The organism is Nocardioides glacieisoli (assembly GCF_004137245.1).
GTDB classification, from domain to species: domain Bacteria; phylum Actinomycetota; class Actinomycetes; order Propionibacteriales; family Nocardioidaceae; genus Nocardioides; species Nocardioides glacieisoli.
The window spans coordinates 572486-588707 of record NZ_SDWS01000001.1 but is presented as its reverse complement, the minus strand read 5'-3'; the positions used below and the strand labels follow the sequence as shown (position 1 = coordinate 588707).

Sequence of the window (16222 nt, the reverse complement as noted above, 5' to 3'; positions counted from 1 at the left end):
GGCTGCAGTCTCTCAGCCCCACATGCGCTCAGCGACCGCAGTCCCCCAGACGAGACCCACCAGCGCGCCGAACACCATGAACGGCCCGAACGGGAACGACCTCTTCAGGAGGGACCGGTCGCGGCGTGCCACCACCACGACGAGGGCCGGGAGCGCGAACGCCAGGAACGACGTCCACAGCCCGATCGCCAGCGCTCCCCACCCGAGCCAGCCGAGCACCAGGCCGACCGGGGCCGCCAGGCGCACGTCGCCGAACCCCATCCCGGCCGAGCGGACGAACCACAGCACCCAGAAGAACGACCGGGCGACGAGCATCGCCACGAGTGCCCGCACCAGTGCGTCGCGCTGGTCCGTCGTCAGGCCGACGACCACCATCAGCACGATCACGGCGAGGGTCGCCGGGACCACGATGCGGCGCGGCAGCAGCATGGTGTGCCAGTCGATGACCGAGAGCGCGACGCCGATCGGGACCAGCGGCAACAACCAGATCAGTGGCCAGTCCAGCCCCGTCGCCGCACCGACCAGGCCGCCACTCACCGCGGAGACGAGCGCACTGCGCCAGCGCAGTCCCGGTCGGGCGGCGATCTCCGCGTAGAGCATCTTCGGCGGCTCGTCGGCCGCGGGCTCCGCGAGGGGCGCATCTTCCTCCGGAGCCTCCGGTTCCTTGGGCTCCTTGGGAGCGGGCTCCGGCACGCTCGCGATCAGCGCAGGCACGAGCAGGCCGCCGAGCCCTGCGACGAGGAGGCTGAGCAGCGCCGCGAGCACCGTGTCGTTCACGACGACATTCAAGCGGGATTGCGGGCCGCCAGGGCGTGTTCGCCGGAATCGCGCATCGTGTCGAGAGGTGCCGGGAGCCCGGTGAACAGCTCGAGCTGCAGCGCCGCCTGGTGCACCAGGAGGTCGAGCCCACCGACGAGCGTCCGCCCGGACGCCTGCGCGGCAGCGGCCAGCGGCGTGGGCCACGGGTCGTAGAGCGCCTCGAAGACGACCGGCACGTCCGCCGTGCGCGCGACCAGGTCGTCCGTCTGGGCCGCGGCCGGGATGGTGGACACCACGACGTCGGCGTCGAGCGCGGCTGTCGCCTCCAGCGCCCCGGTGCGTACGTCGATGCCCGCCGGGTGCGACCGCAGCGCGTCCACGGTCTCCTGAGCGCGGGACGCGTCGCGCACCAGGAGCTCGATCGAGGTCACGCCCAGCTCGACCAGCGCGAGGCCGATCGAGGTCGCGGTCGCCCCACCGCCGAGGACGACGGCGGACGCGAGCGGCAGCGTCGTACGCTCCCGGATCGCGGCGACCGCGCCGGGGAGGTCGGTGTTGTCCCCGACCCGTGAGCCGCCGTCGAGGACGAGGGTGTTCACCGCGCCGGCGAGCCGGGCGCGGTCGGTGACCTGGTCGGCCACTGCCAGCGCCTCCCGCTTGAGCGGCATCGTCAGCGACAGCCCGCGCCACTCCGGGCCGAGCCCGGCGAGGAAGGACGCCAAGCCGCCCGCCGGCACGCGGTGGGCGTCGTAGGTCCACTCCAGCCCGAGCGCGGCGTACGCCGCCCGGTGCAGCACCGGCGACAGCGAGTGCGCGACGGGGTCGCCGACGACCCCGCAGCGCCGGCCCGAGACCTCCACGCCCGACATCAGCAGGCGTCGGAGGTGGTGCAGTACTCGGTGTACTCGTCCTTGTACTCGAGGAACTCGTCGTAGGTCTCCGCGAACTTGGTCTCGCCCGTCGCGAGGTCGACCGTCACGTAGTAGTACCAGTCGCCGTCGGCCGGATTGGCGGCCGCCTCGATCGCTTCGCTTCCGGGCGCCTCGATCGGCGTCGGAGGGAGCCCCGGTCGCGTGTAGGTGTTGTAGGGCGTGTCCTGCTGGAGCTGCTCGGTGGTCAACGCGACCCCGAGGTCCTGGTTGAGACCGTAGTTGACGCTCGCATCGATCTGGAGCAGGCCGTTGGTGCCGCCCTTGTCGCCGGGTCCGTCGAGGCGGTTGTAGATGACCCGGGAGATCCTGGGCATGTCGTCACCGCGGCCCTCCGCCTCGATGAGCGAGGCGATGATCATCAGCTCGCCGGGGGTCTTGCCCAGCTCTGCCGCCTTCTCCTCCAGACCGGCGGCCTCCGCGGCCTCGGCCCAGCGCGCGACCATCATCTTGAGGATGGCGACGGGCTTCATGGTGGGCTTGATCTCGTAGGTCGCCGGGAAGAGGTAGCCCTCGGCGTTGCCCTCGGCGTAGTCGGGGAGGCCGATCCTCCCGGACTCGAGCGCCCTGTTCCAGGCGCCCTCGGGGAAGTCGGTGTTCTCGGCGAGCGTCGAGACGATCTCGGTGAGGCGCAGACCCTCGGGGATGGTCACGGTCGGGAAGCCGATGAGGTTGGCCGGGTCGGCGAGGACCTCGCAGGCGTCGGCGGCCTTCATCTCCTTCTGGAGCTCGTAGTCGCCGACCTGGATGCCGGTGCCGTCCTCGGTGCACGCGTCGATGAAGGCCTGCACGGACGCGGTCACGCCCTCGGCCTTCAGGTTGCGGCCGATCTGGGCGACGACGTCGCCCTCGTCGACGGCGAACTCGACCTTGCCGGTGCCGGGCCCGGGGAAGTCCTCGGGCCCCTGGAACTGGTCGGCGAGCAAGGAGACGCCCTTGGTCAGGCCGAAGTAGAAGCCGCCGGCGAGCACGACCAGCGCGACGATGACTGCCAGGCAGCCCTTGGCGCCGCGGCTCTTGCGCCGCTTCCCCCCGGGCTCGTAGTCGTAGGACTCGTCCTCGACCAGGTCCTGCTCAGTCATGCGTCACCTCGACGATCTCTCCCGGTGCCTCTCCACGCAGGCGCTCCGTGTCGAGCGCAGTCTGCAGGATCAGCACCGCGGCTGCTTGGTCCACCACGGCGCGTCGCTTGGCGCCGTTCCGCCCCTGCTCGCGCAGGATCGACTCGGCCGACACCGTGGTCAGTCGTTCATCACACAGCCTGACAGGGACGGGTGCAACTCGGCGAGCGAGCCGCGCGGCGAACGCGCGCACCTTCTCCGCAGCCGGGCCCTCGCTCCCGCTGAGCGAGCGCGGGAGCCCGACGACCACCTCCACGACCTCGCGCTCGACGACGAGCTCGGCGAGGCGGCGTACGTCGCCACCACCGCGGCGCACCGTCTCGACCGGGGTCGCCAGAAAGCCCGAGGGATCGCTGCTCGCGACGCCGATCCGGGCGTCACCCGGGTCGATCCCCAGCCGGACTCCGACGCGCACGGTCAGCCCGCCGCCCTCGCGACCTCGGTGGACACCAGCGCGAGGGCCTCGTCGATCCGCGAGGCGTCGCTGCCGCCACCCTGGGCCACGTCGTCCTTGCCGCCGCCCTTGCCGCCGAGCAGCGGACCTACGGCGCGCACCAGCTCGCCGGCAGACAGGCCCCGCGCGCGAGCCTCGTCGTTGGTCGCGGCGACGACCGACACCTTGCCGTCGGCGCTGCCGATGATCACGACGACGCCTGGCTCGCCCTGTGGCAGCCTTCCACGCACGTCGATCGCGAGGTTGCGTACGTCGCCCCCGCCGGCGCCGTCGGCGCGGTGGGCCACGACCTTGACCTGGCCGACCTGCGTCGCGCCGGCCGCCAGCTCGGCGCTGGCGCCCAGCAGCTGGGCCAGGCGGGCCTTCTCGAGCTCCTTCTCGGCGTTCTTCAGACGCTCGGTGAGCCCCTGCACGCGACCGACGAGGTCATCGGGCTGGGTCTTGAGGAGGCCGGTCAGCTGGGCGACCACGTCGCGCTCGCGGGCGAGGTAGGCGAAGCCCTCGACGCCCGTGAGCGCCTCGATGCGGCGGTTGCCCGAGCCCACGCTCGTCTCACCGGTCACCACGACGGTGCCGATCTGCGAGGAGTGGTCGACGTGCGTGCCTCCGCACAGCTCGCGCGACCAGGGGCCGCCGATCTCGACGACGCGCACCTGGGTGTTGTCGTAGGTCTCGCCGAAGAGCGCGATCGCGCCCCACTCCCTGGCCTGCTCGAGCGTCATGTAGTCCCAGCCGACGGCCAGGTCGGCGCGCAGCGCCTGCTGCGAGACCTGCTCGATGTCGCGGACCTGCTCGGCCGAGAGGCCCTGCGTCCAGCCGAAGTCGAGGCGGAGGTAGCCGGGCCGGTTGTAGGAGCCGGACTGGAGCGCCGTCGGGCCGAGCACCTCGCGCAGCGCGGCGTGGACGACGTGCGTGCCGGAGTGGGCCTGGCGCGCGCCGATGCGCCACTCGGGGTCGACCCGGGCGTGCACCTCGCGGCCGGCGTCGAGCTCACCCTCGAGCACGCGCACCTGGTGGACGACGAGGCCCTTGATCGGGCGCTGCACGTCGATCACCTCGAGACGACCGCCGTCGAAGACGATCGTGCCGGCGTCGGCGACCTGTCCGCCCGACTCGGCGTAGAACGGCGTGCGGTCGAGCACGAGCTCGCCGATCTCACCCTCGGCGAGGCGCGAGGTCGCCGCTCCCCCGCTGAGCAGGGCGAGCGGGCGCGACTCGGTCTCGAGCGTCTCGTAGGCCAGCCACTCGGTCGGGCCGTGCTCGTCGAGGATCCCGCGGTAGACGACCGTGTCGCCGTGCGACCCCTTCTTGGCGCGGGCATCGGCCTTGGCGCGCTCGCGCTGCTCGGCCATGAGGCCGCGGAAGCCCTGCTCGTCGACGGTCAGCCCCTGCTCGGCCGCCATCTCGAGGGTGAGGTCGATCGGGAAGCCGTAGGTGTCGTGGAGCGCGAAGGCGCGCTCGCTCGACAACGTCGCGCCACCCGTCCGCTTCACCTCGTCGGCGGCCTGGTCGAAGATCTGGGTGCCGGCCTGGAGCGTCTTGCGGAACGCGTCCTCCTCGGCGTACGCCACCTGCGCGATGCGCTCCCAGTCGGTGACGAGGTTGCCGTAGACCGGCCCCATCACGTCACGGGAGATCGGCATCAGCTCGGGCAGCACCCGGTCCTCGCAGCCGAGCAGGCGCATCGAGCGCACGGCGCGGCGCAGCAGCCGGCGCAGGACGTAGCCGCGACCGTCGTTGCCGGGGGTGACGCCGTCGCCGATGAGCATCATCGACGAGCGCACGTGGTCGGCGACGACGCAGAACCGGACGTCGTCCTCGCGGTCGACGCCGTAGGTCTTGCCGCTGAGCTGCTCGGCGCGGGCGATGACCGGGTACAGCAGGTCGATCTCGTAGACGTTCTTCTTGCCCTGCAGGAGCAGCGCCACACGATCCAGGCCCATGCCGGTGTCGATGTTCTTCTTCGGCAGCGAGCCGGCGATGTCGAAGTCCGACTTGGACCGGACGGCGCTGAGGTCGTCCTGCATGAAGACGAGGTTCCAGATCTCCAGCAACCGGTCCTCGAGGTCGACAGGCATGTCGGGCCCGAGCGTGGTGGCGTCGAAGTCGGGGCCGAAGTCCGGGCCGCGGTCGAAGAGGATCTCGGAGCACGGTCCACCCGGCCCGGGCACGCCCATCGACCAGTAGTTCTCCTTGGGGCCGAGCTGGACGATCCGCTCGCGCGGGAGCCCGGTGACCTTCATCCAGAGCTCGATGGCCTCGTCGTCACCGACGAGCACGGAGGGGTAGAGCCGGTCCTTGTCGAGGCCGTAGCCGCCCTCGTCGACCGGGTTGGTGACCAAGCTCCAGGCCAGCTCGATGGCGCCTGCCTTGAAGTAGTCGCCGAAGGAGAAGTTGCCGCACATCTCGAAGAACGTCGCGTGCCGCGTCGTCTTGCCGACGTCCTCGATGTCGGGCGTGCGGATGCACTTCTGCACGCTCGTGGCGCGGTCGAACGGCGGCGTCTCCTGGCCGAGGAAGTAGGGCTTGAACGGCACCATGCCGGCGTTGACGAAGAGCAGGTTCGGGTCGTTGGCCAGCGTCGAGGCGGAGTCCACCACTGCGTGTCCGGCAGCCTCGAAGTGCGCGAGGAAGCGGCGGCGGATCTCGGCGGTGTCCATCAGTGGGGGTCCTTCATCTCGGGGGAGGTCAGCTCGGGTAGTCCATGAGGCCGGAGTCCCAGCTGCTCGCGCAACTCGGTTTCGCGCTCGGTGCGGCCCTGGTTCACCTCGTCGACGAACATCCGGGCACCCACCTGCCACCCGCGCAGGCGGTCCCGCAGGCCGTCGGCGGTGAGGGCATCGGCGGCACGGCGGGCGCGGGCAGCGGCGTACACCCCGACCCCCGCCCCGGCCACGAACCAGAGTGGGCGACCCATCAGGCGACGTCCTCCCCTGCCCCGGAGCGGGGGGAGCTCGCGGCGCGCTCACGGGCGCGGAACTCGCGCAGCGCCTGCTTGGTCTCGGCGCGCCGCTCACGCCCGGCCCGCCTCGTCTCCTGGCGCACGTGGAAACGGATGCGGTTGCGGGTCTCGGGCGCGAGCGCCCTCCTCAGCCCGGCCGTCCACGACGCGGCCCTGACCACGGTCTCGCGCGCGACGATGTCGGCGAACAGCCGGCCGTCGATCGGCACGGCCACCTGCACACGGTCCAGCTCGTCACGGTCCACCACGTGCGGCTCGAGGCCCGTGATGACGTGCGCTTCGTCGACCACCGGCGGCGGCGCGTCGGTGGCGGGCGCCTCGAGGAGGGCCACCCGCTCGGCCAGCTCCTCGGCGAGCGCTCCGGCGCGGCGGGCACGGCGCACAGCCAGGAGCGCGAGCAGCAGCGCGGCGAGAGCCACGGCACCCGCGACAGCCAGCCACACCTGGTCCGAAGTCACGGCGCGAGCCTACAAGGATCAGGGGATGGCGAGATCACCCGCGGGCCGCACGCGCAGCCAGCGGTAGCCGTAGCCGTCGAGCGCCACCGTCGTGGTGGCGCCACCGGTCAGCACCTCGTCCGACATGAGGTCCACCGCCTCGAGGTCGTCGCCGCGCGGGTCGATCGGCACCTCGACGGTGACGGGGTCCGCGGCGAGGTTGTGCACGATGACGACCGCCGAACCGTCGAGCTGGCAGCGCTGCACGAGCACGCTGCGCTCCGGCTGGTCCACGACGCTCCAGGTGCCCCAGCCGAGCTCGGGGCACGTGCGCCGGATGCTGATGAGCTTGCGCATGAAGCTCCACAGCGAGTCCGGGTCGTGCATCTGCGCGACGACGTTGACGTGCTCGGGGCCGCGGGCACCGGTGACGACCGGCTGGATCAACCTGCCGGGGGTGGCGCTCGAGAACCCGCCGTTGCGCCCGCCGCTCCACTGCATCGGGGTGCGGACCGCCATCCGGCCGTCGACGGCCAGGTCCTCCCCCATGCCGATCTCCTCGCCGTAGTAGAGGGTCGGCGTGCCGGGCTGGGAGAACATCAGGCTGTACGCCATCCGGATCCGCCGCGGGTCACCGCCCAGCATGCCGGGCAACCGGCGCTTGAGGCCGCGGTCGAAGACCTGCATCTCGGGATCCGGCCCGAACGCGGCGAACACCTCCTGGCGCTCCGCGTCGCTGAGCTTGTCGAGGGTCAGCTCGTCGTGGTTGCGCAGGAACGTCGCCCACTGGCAGGTCTCGTCGATCGTCGGACGTTGCTTCAACGCCCTGACCAGAGGACGGGCGTCCTCCCGGGCCATCGAGAGGTAGGTGGCCTGCATGCCGATGAAGTCGAACTGCATCTGCAGCTCGTTGGCGGCCTTGCCGCCGAAGAACGCCCGCTGCTGGGGGTGCGGGAGGTTGACCTCGCCGAGCATCATCGACCAGCCGGTGCGCCGGTTGAGGAACGCGCGGATGGTCCGCATGAGCTCGTGGGGGTCGACCGTGCCTGCGGCATCACCCGCGTTCTCCGCGTGCTGCTCCAAGAACGGGATGCCGTCGACCCGGAAGCCGTCGAAGCCGAGCTCCAGCCAGAAGCCGACCACGCGGAGGATCTCGTCCACCACGGCCGGGTTGGCGAGGTTGAGGTCGGGCTGGTGCTTGTAGAAGTTGTGGAGGTACCACTCGCCGGTGCGGGCGTCGCGCTCCCAGATCGAGTCCTCCTGGTCCGGGAAGACGACCAGCTTCGAGGTGTCCGGGGGCTCGGTGTCGCGCCACACGTAGTAGTCGCGGTAGCGGTTGGTCGTGCTGCGGCGCGAGGCCTGGAACCACGGGTGCTTGTCGGAGGTGTGGTTGACGACCAGGTCGGCGATGACGTTGATGCCCCGGTCGTGGGCGGTGCGGATCACCTCGACGAGCTGGCCGTGGTTGCCCAGCCGGGAGTCGACGCCGTAGAAGTCGGTGATGTCGTAGCCGTCGTCGCGGTCGGGGCTCGGGTAGAACGGCATCAGCCACAAGCAGGTGATGCCCAGCTCGGCGAGGTAGTCGATGCGGTCGGCCAGCCCGCCGAGGTCCCCCACCCCGTCACCGTCGGCGTCGTAGAAGGTCTCGATGTCGAGGCAGTAGATGACCGCGCTCTTCCACCACAGGTCGCTCGTGTCAGTGACTCTCACCCAGCCACACAAGCAGATACGACGCTCCCGCGTCAGCCCCGCAGGGCGGGAAGCACCTCGGAGCCGAAGGTGTCGAGGAAGGCTGTCTGCTCCTGGCCGACGTGGTGCAGGTAGAGGTCGTCGAAGCCGACGGCCGCGAGCTCCGCGAGCCGGTCGCGGTGCCACGACAGGTCGTGCGACACCTCCACCGCACCGCGGACGGCCTTCAGGTCGACGTGCTCGGCCATCACGTCGAATCCCTGCTGGGTCTCGGTGTCCCAGTTGACCGGCTCGGTGAAGACGTTGCTGCGCCACTGGTCGAAGGCGATGGCGTCCGCCTCCTCGGCCGTCGGTGCCCACGACAGGTGCACCTGCAGCGACAGCGGTCCGCGGCCCCCGGCGTCGCGGTAGGCCGACACGATGTCGCGGAGCACCTCGACCGGTTGGTTGATCGTGACGAGCCCGTCCGCCCACGCGGCGACGCGCGCGGCCGAGGCCACGGACACGGCCGGACCGATCAGGCGGGGAGGTACGGCGGGCCGCTCCCACAGGCGCGCGCGGTCCACGGTCACCAGCCCGTCGTGGCTGACCTCCTCGCCGTCGAGGAGCCGGCGGATCACCGACACGCACTCCTCGAGACGTCGGGTCCGGACCTCCTTGCGCGGCCACCGGTCGCCGGTGATGTGCTCGTTGCTGGCCTCGCCACTGCCGAGTGCGACCCAGAAGCGTCCGGGGAACATCTCCGCCAGCGTGGCGATCTTCTGGGCGGCCACCGCAGGGTGATAGCGCTGGCCGGGTGCGCTGACGCAACCCAGCTCGAGGTCCGTGCGGGCGAGGGCCGCTCCGAGCCAGGACCACGCGTAGCCCGAGTGGCCCTGCCGCTCGCTCCACGGGCCGAAGTGGTCGGAGCACATCGCCATCTCGAAGCCCGCCCGTTCGGCGTGCTCGACGTCGGCCAGCAGGCGGGACGGGGCGATCTGCTCGTGGGACGCGTGGAATCCGAGGCGCATCCCTTCACCGTAGACGCCGGTCACGAACCCCGCACGATGCGGCGGACCCGCTCCCAGCGCTCCTTGACCGCCGCCTCGGCACCGAGCGCGGTGGGCCGGTAGTAGGTGGCGTCGGTGAGCTCGTCGGGGGCGTACTGCTGCTCAGCGATCCCGTAGGGCGCGTCATGGCTGTAGACGTAGGGCTTCGGCGCACCCGAGTTGTGGCCCAGCTGGGCGGCGCCGGCGTAGTGCCCGTCGCGCAGGTGGGGCGGGACGTTGCCGATCTTGCCGGCACGTACGTCGGCCTGGGCAGCGTCGATGGCCGTGATCACCGCGTTGGACTTGGCGGCGACGGCCAGCGCGATCGTCGCCTGGGCGAGGTTGAGCCGTGCCTCGGGCATGCCGATCAGCTGGACGGCCTGCGCCGCGGCGACCGCGGTCGGCAGGGCCGTGGGGTCGGCGAGCCCGATGTCCTCGCTCGCGCTGATGACGAGCCGGCGGGCGATGAAGCGCGGGTCCTCTCCGGCCTCGATCATCCGGGCGAGGTAGTGCAGGGCGGCGTCGACGTCGGAGCCCCGGATCGACTTGATGAAGGCGCTGATCACGTCGTAGTGCTGGTCGCCCTGGCGGTCGTAGCGCACGGCCGCCTGGTCGACGGCCGTCTCGGCCGTCGTGAGGTCGATGGCGTCGAGACCGGTGCTGGCGGCCGCCCCGGAGGCGGCCTCGAGGTAGGTGAGCGCGCGCCGTGCGTCGCCCCCGGCCAGGCGTACGAGGTGGGCGCGGGCGTCGTCGTCGAGCCCGATCTCGCCGGCCAGGCCGCGCTCGTCGGCGAGCGCCTGGTCGATCACCTCGGCGACGTCGTCGTCGGTCAGCGACTGCAGCCGCAGCAGCAGGCTGCGGGACAGCAGCGGCGAGATCACCGAGAAGAAGGGGTTCTCCGTGGTGGCGGCGATGAGGGTGACCCAGCGGTTCTCCACGCCTGGCAGCAGGGCGTCCTGCTGGGCCTTGCTGAAGCGGTGCACCTCGTCGACGAAGAGCACCGTCTCCTGCCCGCTGCGCACGAGCTCCGCACGAGCGCCGTCGATCGCGGCGCGGACCTCCTTGACGCCGGCGGAGACGGCCGACACCTCCACGAAGCGGCGGCTGGTCTGCTGGCTGACGATCGCGGCGATCGTGGTCTTGCCGGTGCCCGGCGGCCCCCAGAGCAGGAGCGACATCGACTGGTCGCCCTCGATCAGGCGGCGCAGGGGCGACCCGGCAGCGCGCAGCTGCTGCTGACCGACGAGCTCGTCGATCGTGCGCGGCCGCATGCGTACGGCCAGCGGAGCCGATGCATGGGTGTTGGCGCCGAGCGAACCGCTCCCGGGAACGCCAGGACCCGTCGAGAGAGCGGGCGCGGGTTGTCCCGCGCCCGGGATCTCGAACAGGCTGTCCACGTGGGTGAGTATCCCCCGCGGGTCGGACGAGTGGGTCAGGCCCCCGTGGTCTGCTTCGTCCTGAGGTCGTACCAGGTGTCCTCGTAGCCCGGGATGGTGAGCTGGGTGTTGCTCGGCGTCGCTCCCGCGACCGGGCTGCCCTGGTCGTCGACACCGAGGAGCTCCGTCGTGACCGGCGTCGCAGGGTGCGAGCCCAGCTCGCCGGCGAAGTGGCAGGCGACCTTGTGCCGCTGGCCGATCTGGAGCAACGGCGGCTCGACCTTGGCGCAGATCTCCTGGGCGAACTGGCACCGGGTGCGGAACCGGCAGCCCGAGGGCGGGTTGATCGGGGACGGCACGTCGCCCTCGAGGCGGATGCGCTCGCGCCGACCACCGACGGCGGCCTGCTTGACGTCGGGCACCGCGGAGAGCAGGGCCTGGGTGTAGGGGTGGTGCGGCCTGCCGTAGATGGTCTCGCGGTCGCCGATCTCCACGATCTTGCCGAGGTACATCACCGCGACCTCGGGACAGAAGTGGCGCACGATCGCGAGGTCGTGGGCGATGAAGAGGAACGAGACGTCGAACTCGGTCTGGATGTCCTGGAGCAGGTTCACGACCTGCGCCTGGATCGACACGTCGAGCGCGGACACCGGCTCGTCGGCCACCAGCACCTTCGGGTTGAGCGTGAGGGCACGGGCGATGCCGATGCGCTGGCGCTGGCCGCCGGAGAACTCGTTGGGGTAGCGGTTGTAGTGCTCGGGGTTGAGGCCCACGATCTCGAGGAGCTCCTGCACTCGCGGGAGCACCTTGTTCTTGGGCACGATCTTGTGCACCTCGAGGGGGGCACCGACGATCGCACCGACCGTGTGACGCGGGTTGAGCGAGGTGTAGGGGTCCTGGAAGATCATCTGCACGTCGCGGCGCAGCGGCTTCATCTCCCGGGCCGACAGCTTCGCGAGGTCGTGCCCGTCGAACATCATCGACCCACCGGTGGGCTTGTAGAGCCGGGTGATCAGCCGACCCGTGGTCGACTTGCCACAACCGGACTCGCCCACCAGGCCGAGCGAACCGCCCTTGGGGACCTCGAACGAGATGCCGTCCACGGCCTGCACGTGCCCGATGGTCCGGCGGACGACGCCCGACGACTTCACGGGGAAGTACATCTTCAGGTTGTCGACCGAGAGCACCGCGGGTGCCAGCGGGTCGAGCATCGTGGCGGTGTGGCCCTGCTCGGCCAGCGTGGCGAAGTCGAGGCCCTCGACGCCGATCTCGTGCGAGCCGTAGGCGTCGGGGGTCTCCGGGCTCCTCTCCGCGGTGAGCTGGCGATCACCGGCCTCGGCGGCGTTGGCGCCCACCTCCGTCGGCTCGATCTGGGCGCGGGCGTTGGGGTCCTGCGTCATCGGGTCTCCTCGACGAGCTCGGGGGCGATCTCGGGCAGCACTTCGGTCCGGTAGACACCGACCGGGTCCGCGAGATGGCATCGCTTGAGGTGGGCCGTGCCGCTGCTGGCGGGCAGCAGCTCCGGAAGGTCCGTGCGGCACAGCTCACCGGGGACCTTGTCCATGTGCACGCACCGCGGGTGGAACGAGCAGCCCGACGGCGGCCGGAGCAGGCTGGGCGGGTTGCCCGGGATCGGGATCAGGCGGGCATCGGTCGATGCCGTGACGTCGGGGATGCTCGACAGCAGGCCCCAGGTGTACGGCATCTCGGGCGAGGTCAGGATCTGCCGGGTGGTGCCGTACTCCACACAGCGACCGGCGTACATCACGAGGACGTCGTCCGCCATCTCGGCGATGACGCCGAGGTCGTGGGTGATGATGATGACCGCCGAGTTGAACTCGCGCTGCAGGTCCTGGAGCAGGTCCAGGATCTGCGCCTGCACGGTCACGTCCAGTGCGGTCGTCGGCTCGTCGGCGATGAGCAGCGACGGGTCGTTGATCAGGCCCATCGCGATCATGGCGCGCTGCCGCATGCCACCGGAGAACTGGTGCGGGAAGTCGTCCACCCGTCGATCGGGCTGCGGGATGCCCACGCGGTCGAGCATCTCGATCGCCTTGCGACGCGCGTCGCGCTTCGAGGCGCTCGAGTGGTGGACCAGGTAGGCCTCCTCGAGCTGCCCGCCGATCTTGTAGAAAGGGTGCAGCGCCGCGAGTGCGTCTTGGAAGATCATGGCCATCGAGTTGCCGCGCAGGCCGCGCATCTTGGACTCGCTGAGCCCGACGACCTCGGTGCCGCCGACCCGGATGGAACCGGAGATCTGCGCGGACTTGGTGTCGTGCAGGCCCATCACGGCCATGCTCGAGACGGACTTGCCCGAACCGGACTCCCCCACGATGCCGAGGGTCTTGCCCTTCTCGACCGAGTACGTCAGACCGCTGACGGCGGTCACGGGACCGTCCTGCGTCGGGAAGGTGACCTTCAGGTCCTCGACCTGGAGGTAGGGCCCGTCCGTCATGTCGCGCTCGGCGGCGGACGACTGGGTCATGGGAACGCTGGTCACGAAAGCCTCACCCTCGGGTCGAGGACGCTGTAGACGACGTCCACGAGCAGGTTGGAACAGATCAGGATGACGGCGCTGAAGAGCGCGGTCGCTTGCACGACGGGCAGGTCGCGGCCCTGCACGGCCTCGAGGGCCCACCAACCGATCCCCTGGATCTCGAAGATCCGCTCGGTGAAGATCGTGCCGGCGAGCAGGGTGCCGAAGTCGATGCCGAAGATCGTGACGACCGGCACCAGGGCGGCGCGGAGCCCGTGCTTGTAGACGATGGTCCGCGTCGGCAGGCCCTTGGCCTTGGCCGTGCGGATGTAGTCCTCGCTGAGGGCCTCGACCATCGCACCGCGGGTGAATCGCGTGTACTGGGTGCAGCCGAAGATGCCGAGCGCGACCCACGCCAGGAACATCCCGCTGAACCACTTGAACGGTCCGTCCTGGGTGATCGGGAAGTAGCCCGTGTCGCTGAACAGTGGCACCTCGAACGTGATCGTGAGGTAGAGCCAGGTCAGCAGCGCGAAGAGGTAGTAGGGGATCGAGCTGATGAACAGGAAGCTCGAGACCAGGGCCTTGTCGGCCACACTGCCGCGTCTCTTCGCGGCGGCGACCCCGATGGGCACGCCGAAGAGGAGGTAGAGGAACGCACCACCGATGGCGATGGAGAAGGTCGCGGGGATCCGCGAGACGAGCTCCTCCTTGACCGGCTGCTTGGTGCGGAAGCTGACGCCGAGGCATGGCGCGCCGCACTCGTACTCGCTGGAGGCGATCGTGATGGTGCGTCCGACGAAGATGCCCTCGACAAACTTGCCGTACTCCACGTAGACGGGGTTGTCGTAGCCGAGCGTGCGCTCGTAGGTGTCGAGCCGCGCAGGGGTGCACCTGTTACTGGTCTCGCGGTCACAGATGGGCTGTGCGGGACTCGACGGGCCGTACCAGAACAGCAGGAAGATCGCCATCGAGACCAGCGTCACGACGAGGACTCCCGAGATCAGCCGCTTCACGACATAAGCGAACATCGCAGGTCACTCTCCGGGGATGGTGGATGAGTCGGACCCCCGAGGCGGGACAGCCTACCGGGTCCGGGCTGGCGAGTGGGGGCTCCCGGTCCGGGAGCCCCCACCCGTCAGTGGTTGCTACTTGTACTACAGGAACTACGCGGTGCTCTCCGATCCTGCAAGAGCACCAGGATCACTGCATGACGTAGAGGTCCTTGTAGTTCGGCGCACCGATCGAGCCATCGCCCGTGGGGTTGCCGATCTTCGAGCCGAAGACGAACAGGTCGTTGAGGAACGCGGTCGGGATGATCGGGAAGTACTCCGTCATGATCTTCTCGTCCAGCGCACCCCAGGCGTCGGCCTGCTCCTCGAGCGGAAGGGTGGCGATGTTGTCCATCTCATCGTTGACCGACGCCTCGTCGAAGAGGGCGGTGTTGTAGACAGCGCCACCCTTCAGCAGCGGCGGCAGCATGGTCGAACCGGCCGGCCAGTCCGAGCACCACGAGACGCCACGGAGGTTCAGCTTCTTGTTGACCTTGTTGTCCGGGTCGAGCCAGACGTTGTAGGGCGAGTCCTGGACCGGGATGGCCTTGACCGAGAAGCCTCCGGCCTCGAAGCCCTTGGTGATCTGGTCCTGAGCGGCGACGGCCAGCGGGTCGACCTCGTAGAACACCATGGTGATCGGGTACGGCTCGTCGCCGTAGCCAGCCTCCGCGAGGAGCTCCTTCGACTTCTCCGGGTCGTAGGTGATCTGCTCACCGTCGACCTGGAAGTCCTTCTTGCCCGCCATGCCGGGAGGCATGACCGAGTTGGCCGGAATGCGGGTCACGCCCGGAACCTGACCGCCGGCGATCCACACGTCCTCGTAGGGGTACGCGTAGGCGAGCGCCTTGCGGACGTTGACGTCGGTGATCTTGGTGTAGTCCGGCGTCAGCGTCGCCACGCACTGCGACGTCTGCTGCACGAGCCGGTCGCCGAGCTGGCTGTTGGCGTCGTTGTACTTGTCCGAACCGAGGCCGGTGGAGACAGCGGTCTGGCTGTCGGAGTTGTCCGAGAGCATGATCTCGTCGACCTTGGCCTGGTCCTGGTTGAACTTGAACACGAACTCGTCGGCGTACTGGTGACGGCCCGGGTCGGAGTCAGCGGACCACTGGTCGTTCTTGACCAGGACCAGCTCCTCGTTGGGCTTGTAGCTGTCGACCTTGTAGGGGCCGTTCGAGAGCGGCTTGGTGCCGTAGTTCGGCGGCTTGGAGGCGTTGCCGAGCGGAGCCGGGCCCATCGCCATGAAGGCGCCCCAGTAGTCCATGTCGGGGAACGGGGTGGCCATCGAGATGGTGATGTCCTGGCCCTCGACCGAGATGCCGGACCAGTTCTCGCACTTCGGGTCCTTGCCGGTGTAGGGACCCTCGTAGTCCGCAGCACCCTCGAAGTACGTCTTGGAGTACTCGGTGCCGGCACCGGACGGGAACGCGTCGGAGTCGAGCGAGCGGCAGATGCCGAACGCGACCTCTTCGGCGGTGACGGGCTGGCCGTCCTCCCACGTGGCGTCGTCACGGATCGTGAACGTCCACTCGGTGTAGTCCTCGTTGGCCGTGCCCAGGTCGGTGGCGAGGTCGGGGACCAGCACGGGCTGGCCCTCCTCGTCGCGGACGTACTGGGTCAGCGAGCGGCTCGTGAGCGCCTGCTGGATCGAGTTGCCCGTGACCGACCAACCGGCGGTCGGGTCGAGCGTGTCGGGACCCGGGTCACCCGGCAGGTAGACCGTGATGGTGCCGCCAGCGGCAGCTCCCTCGATCTCTGCTGCGGGGCCCTGACGCTCAGCGTCCTTGGTGCCCCCTTCTTGGTCGCCGAAGGTCCTGTCCGTGCCTCCGCCGTTGTCGCCATCGTCCGACGACCCGCCACCACAGGCAGCGAGGGTCAGAAGAGCGGCGCCAGCGACGAGCGCGAGCGGCTTGTTCCGCTTCATGCTGTCCAGCCTTTC

Annotated in this window: 14 protein-coding genes; all 14 read right to left on the bottom strand. The window is 70.0% G+C overall.

The window, feature by feature from the left end; genetic code table 11:
* Nucleotides 1-12: 12 nt before the first annotated feature.
* The 14 genes from EUA06_RS02890 to EUA06_RS02825 all read right to left on the bottom strand — a co-directional run bounded on the left by EUA06_RS02890 (nucleotide 13) and on the right by EUA06_RS02825 (nucleotide 16207).
* The gene (locus tag EUA06_RS02890; protein WP_129473480.1) at nucleotides 13-777 is read right to left on the bottom strand and encodes a prepilin peptidase; all 765 of its coding nucleotides are present in this window, start codon (nucleotides 775-777) and stop codon (nucleotides 13-15) included.
* A gap of 8 nt (nucleotides 778-785) precedes the next feature.
* A complete protein-coding gene (locus EUA06_RS02885) occupies nucleotides 786-1628 on the bottom strand; it encodes a shikimate dehydrogenase (RefSeq protein WP_129473479.1) in 843 nt (280 codons plus the stop codon).
* A complete protein-coding gene (gene mltG / locus EUA06_RS02880) occupies nucleotides 1628-2770 on the bottom strand; it encodes an endolytic transglycosylase MltG (RefSeq protein ID WP_129473478.1) in 1143 nt (380 codons plus the stop codon). Before mltG ends, EUA06_RS02885 begins: the two co-directional genes overlap by 1 nt.
* Nucleotides 2763-3224, bottom strand: coding sequence for a Holliday junction resolvase RuvX (ruvX, locus tag EUA06_RS02875; protein ID WP_129473477.1), 462 nt, complete (start codon nucleotides 3222-3224; stop codon nucleotides 2763-2765). The genes mltG and ruvX overlap by 8 nt, the downstream gene beginning before the upstream one ends.
* Nucleotides 3225-3226: 2 nt before the next feature.
* Nucleotides 3227-5923, bottom strand: coding sequence for an alanine--tRNA ligase (alaS, locus tag EUA06_RS02870; RefSeq protein ID WP_129473476.1), 2697 nt, complete (start codon nucleotides 5921-5923; stop codon nucleotides 3227-3229).
* Complete coding sequence (locus EUA06_RS02865; protein ID WP_129473475.1) at nucleotides 5923-6180, bottom strand: DUF6167 family protein; 258 nt, start codon at nucleotides 6178-6180, stop codon at nucleotides 5923-5925. The genes alaS and EUA06_RS02865 overlap by 1 nt, the downstream gene beginning before the upstream one ends.
* Nucleotides 6180-6683, bottom strand: a complete 504-nt coding sequence (locus EUA06_RS02860) for a hypothetical protein (protein WP_129473474.1) — start codon at nucleotides 6681-6683, stop codon at nucleotides 6180-6182. The genes EUA06_RS02865 and EUA06_RS02860 overlap by 1 nt, the downstream gene beginning before the upstream one ends.
* An 18-nt stretch (nucleotides 6684-6701) precedes the next feature.
* On the bottom strand, nucleotides 6702-8372 hold the full coding sequence (locus EUA06_RS02855; protein WP_129473473.1) for an alpha-amylase family protein: 1671 nt from the start codon (nucleotides 8370-8372) through the stop codon (nucleotides 6702-6704).
* Between the two features lie 32 nt (nucleotides 8373-8404).
* Nucleotides 8405-9361 carry a TIGR03885 family FMN-dependent LLM class oxidoreductase gene (locus EUA06_RS02850; RefSeq protein WP_129473472.1) on the bottom strand — a complete coding sequence of 319 codons (957 nt, stop codon included), beginning with the start codon at nucleotides 9359-9361 and terminating at the stop codon, nucleotides 8405-8407.
* Between the two features lie 20 nt (nucleotides 9362-9381).
* Entirely contained in the window at nucleotides 9382-10776 is a 1395-nt protein-coding gene (locus tag EUA06_RS02845) for a replication-associated recombination protein A (protein ID WP_422879738.1), read from the bottom strand.
* A gap of 35 nt (nucleotides 10777-10811) precedes the next feature.
* A complete protein-coding gene (locus tag EUA06_RS02840) occupies nucleotides 10812-11966 on the bottom strand; it encodes an ABC transporter ATP-binding protein (RefSeq protein ID WP_129473750.1) in 1155 nt (384 codons plus the stop codon).
* Between the two features lie 185 nt (nucleotides 11967-12151).
* Nucleotides 12152-13240 carry an ABC transporter ATP-binding protein gene (locus EUA06_RS02835; RefSeq protein WP_129473471.1) on the bottom strand — a complete coding sequence of 363 codons (1089 nt, stop codon included), beginning with the start codon at nucleotides 13238-13240 and terminating at the stop codon, nucleotides 12152-12154.
* Between the two features lie 11 nt (nucleotides 13241-13251).
* Nucleotides 13252-14262: an ABC transporter permease gene (locus tag EUA06_RS02830; protein ID WP_129473470.1), complete on the bottom strand. Its 1011-nt coding sequence runs from the start codon at nucleotides 14260-14262 to the stop codon at nucleotides 13252-13254.
* 172 nt (nucleotides 14263-14434) lie between these two features.
* Nucleotides 14435-16207 carry an ABC transporter substrate-binding protein gene (locus tag EUA06_RS02825; RefSeq protein ID WP_129473469.1) on the bottom strand — a complete coding sequence of 591 codons (1773 nt, stop codon included), beginning with the start codon at nucleotides 16205-16207 and terminating at the stop codon, nucleotides 14435-14437.
* Between the last annotated feature and the right edge of the window lie 15 nt (nucleotides 16208-16222).

Bases quoted from the DNA above. Each gene is read 5' to 3' on its own strand.
- EUA06_RS02885 (WP_129473479.1), bottom strand. From the start codon at position 1,628: ATGTCGGGCGTGGAGGTCTCGGGCCGGCGCTGCGGGGTCGTCGGCGAC.
- mltG (WP_129473478.1), bottom strand. From the start codon at position 2,770: ATGACTGAGCAGGACCTGGTCGAGGACGAGTCCTACGACTACGAGCCC.
- alaS (WP_129473476.1), bottom strand. From the start codon at position 5,923: ATGGACACCGCCGAGATCCGCCGCCGCTTCCTCGCGCACTTCGAGGCT.
- EUA06_RS02865 (WP_129473475.1), bottom strand. From the start codon at position 6,180: ATGGGTCGCCCACTCTGGTTCGTGGCCGGGGCGGGGGTCGGGGTGTAC.
- EUA06_RS02850 (WP_129473472.1), bottom strand. From the start codon at position 9,361: ATGCGCCTCGGATTCCACGCGTCCCACGAGCAGATCGCCCCGTCCCGC.
- EUA06_RS02840 (WP_129473750.1), bottom strand. From the start codon at position 11,966: ATGCTCGACCCGCTGGCACCCGCGGTGCTCTCGGTCGACAACCTGAAG.
- EUA06_RS02835 (WP_129473471.1), bottom strand. From the start codon at position 13,240: ATGACCCAGTCGTCCGCCGCCGAGCGCGACATGACGGACGGGCCCTAC.
- EUA06_RS02830 (WP_129473470.1), bottom strand. From the start codon at position 14,262: ATGTTCGCTTATGTCGTGAAGCGGCTGATCTCGGGAGTCCTCGTCGTG.
- EUA06_RS02825 (WP_129473469.1), bottom strand. From the start codon at position 16,207: ATGAAGCGGAACAAGCCGCTCGCGCTCGTCGCTGGCGCCGCTCTTCTG.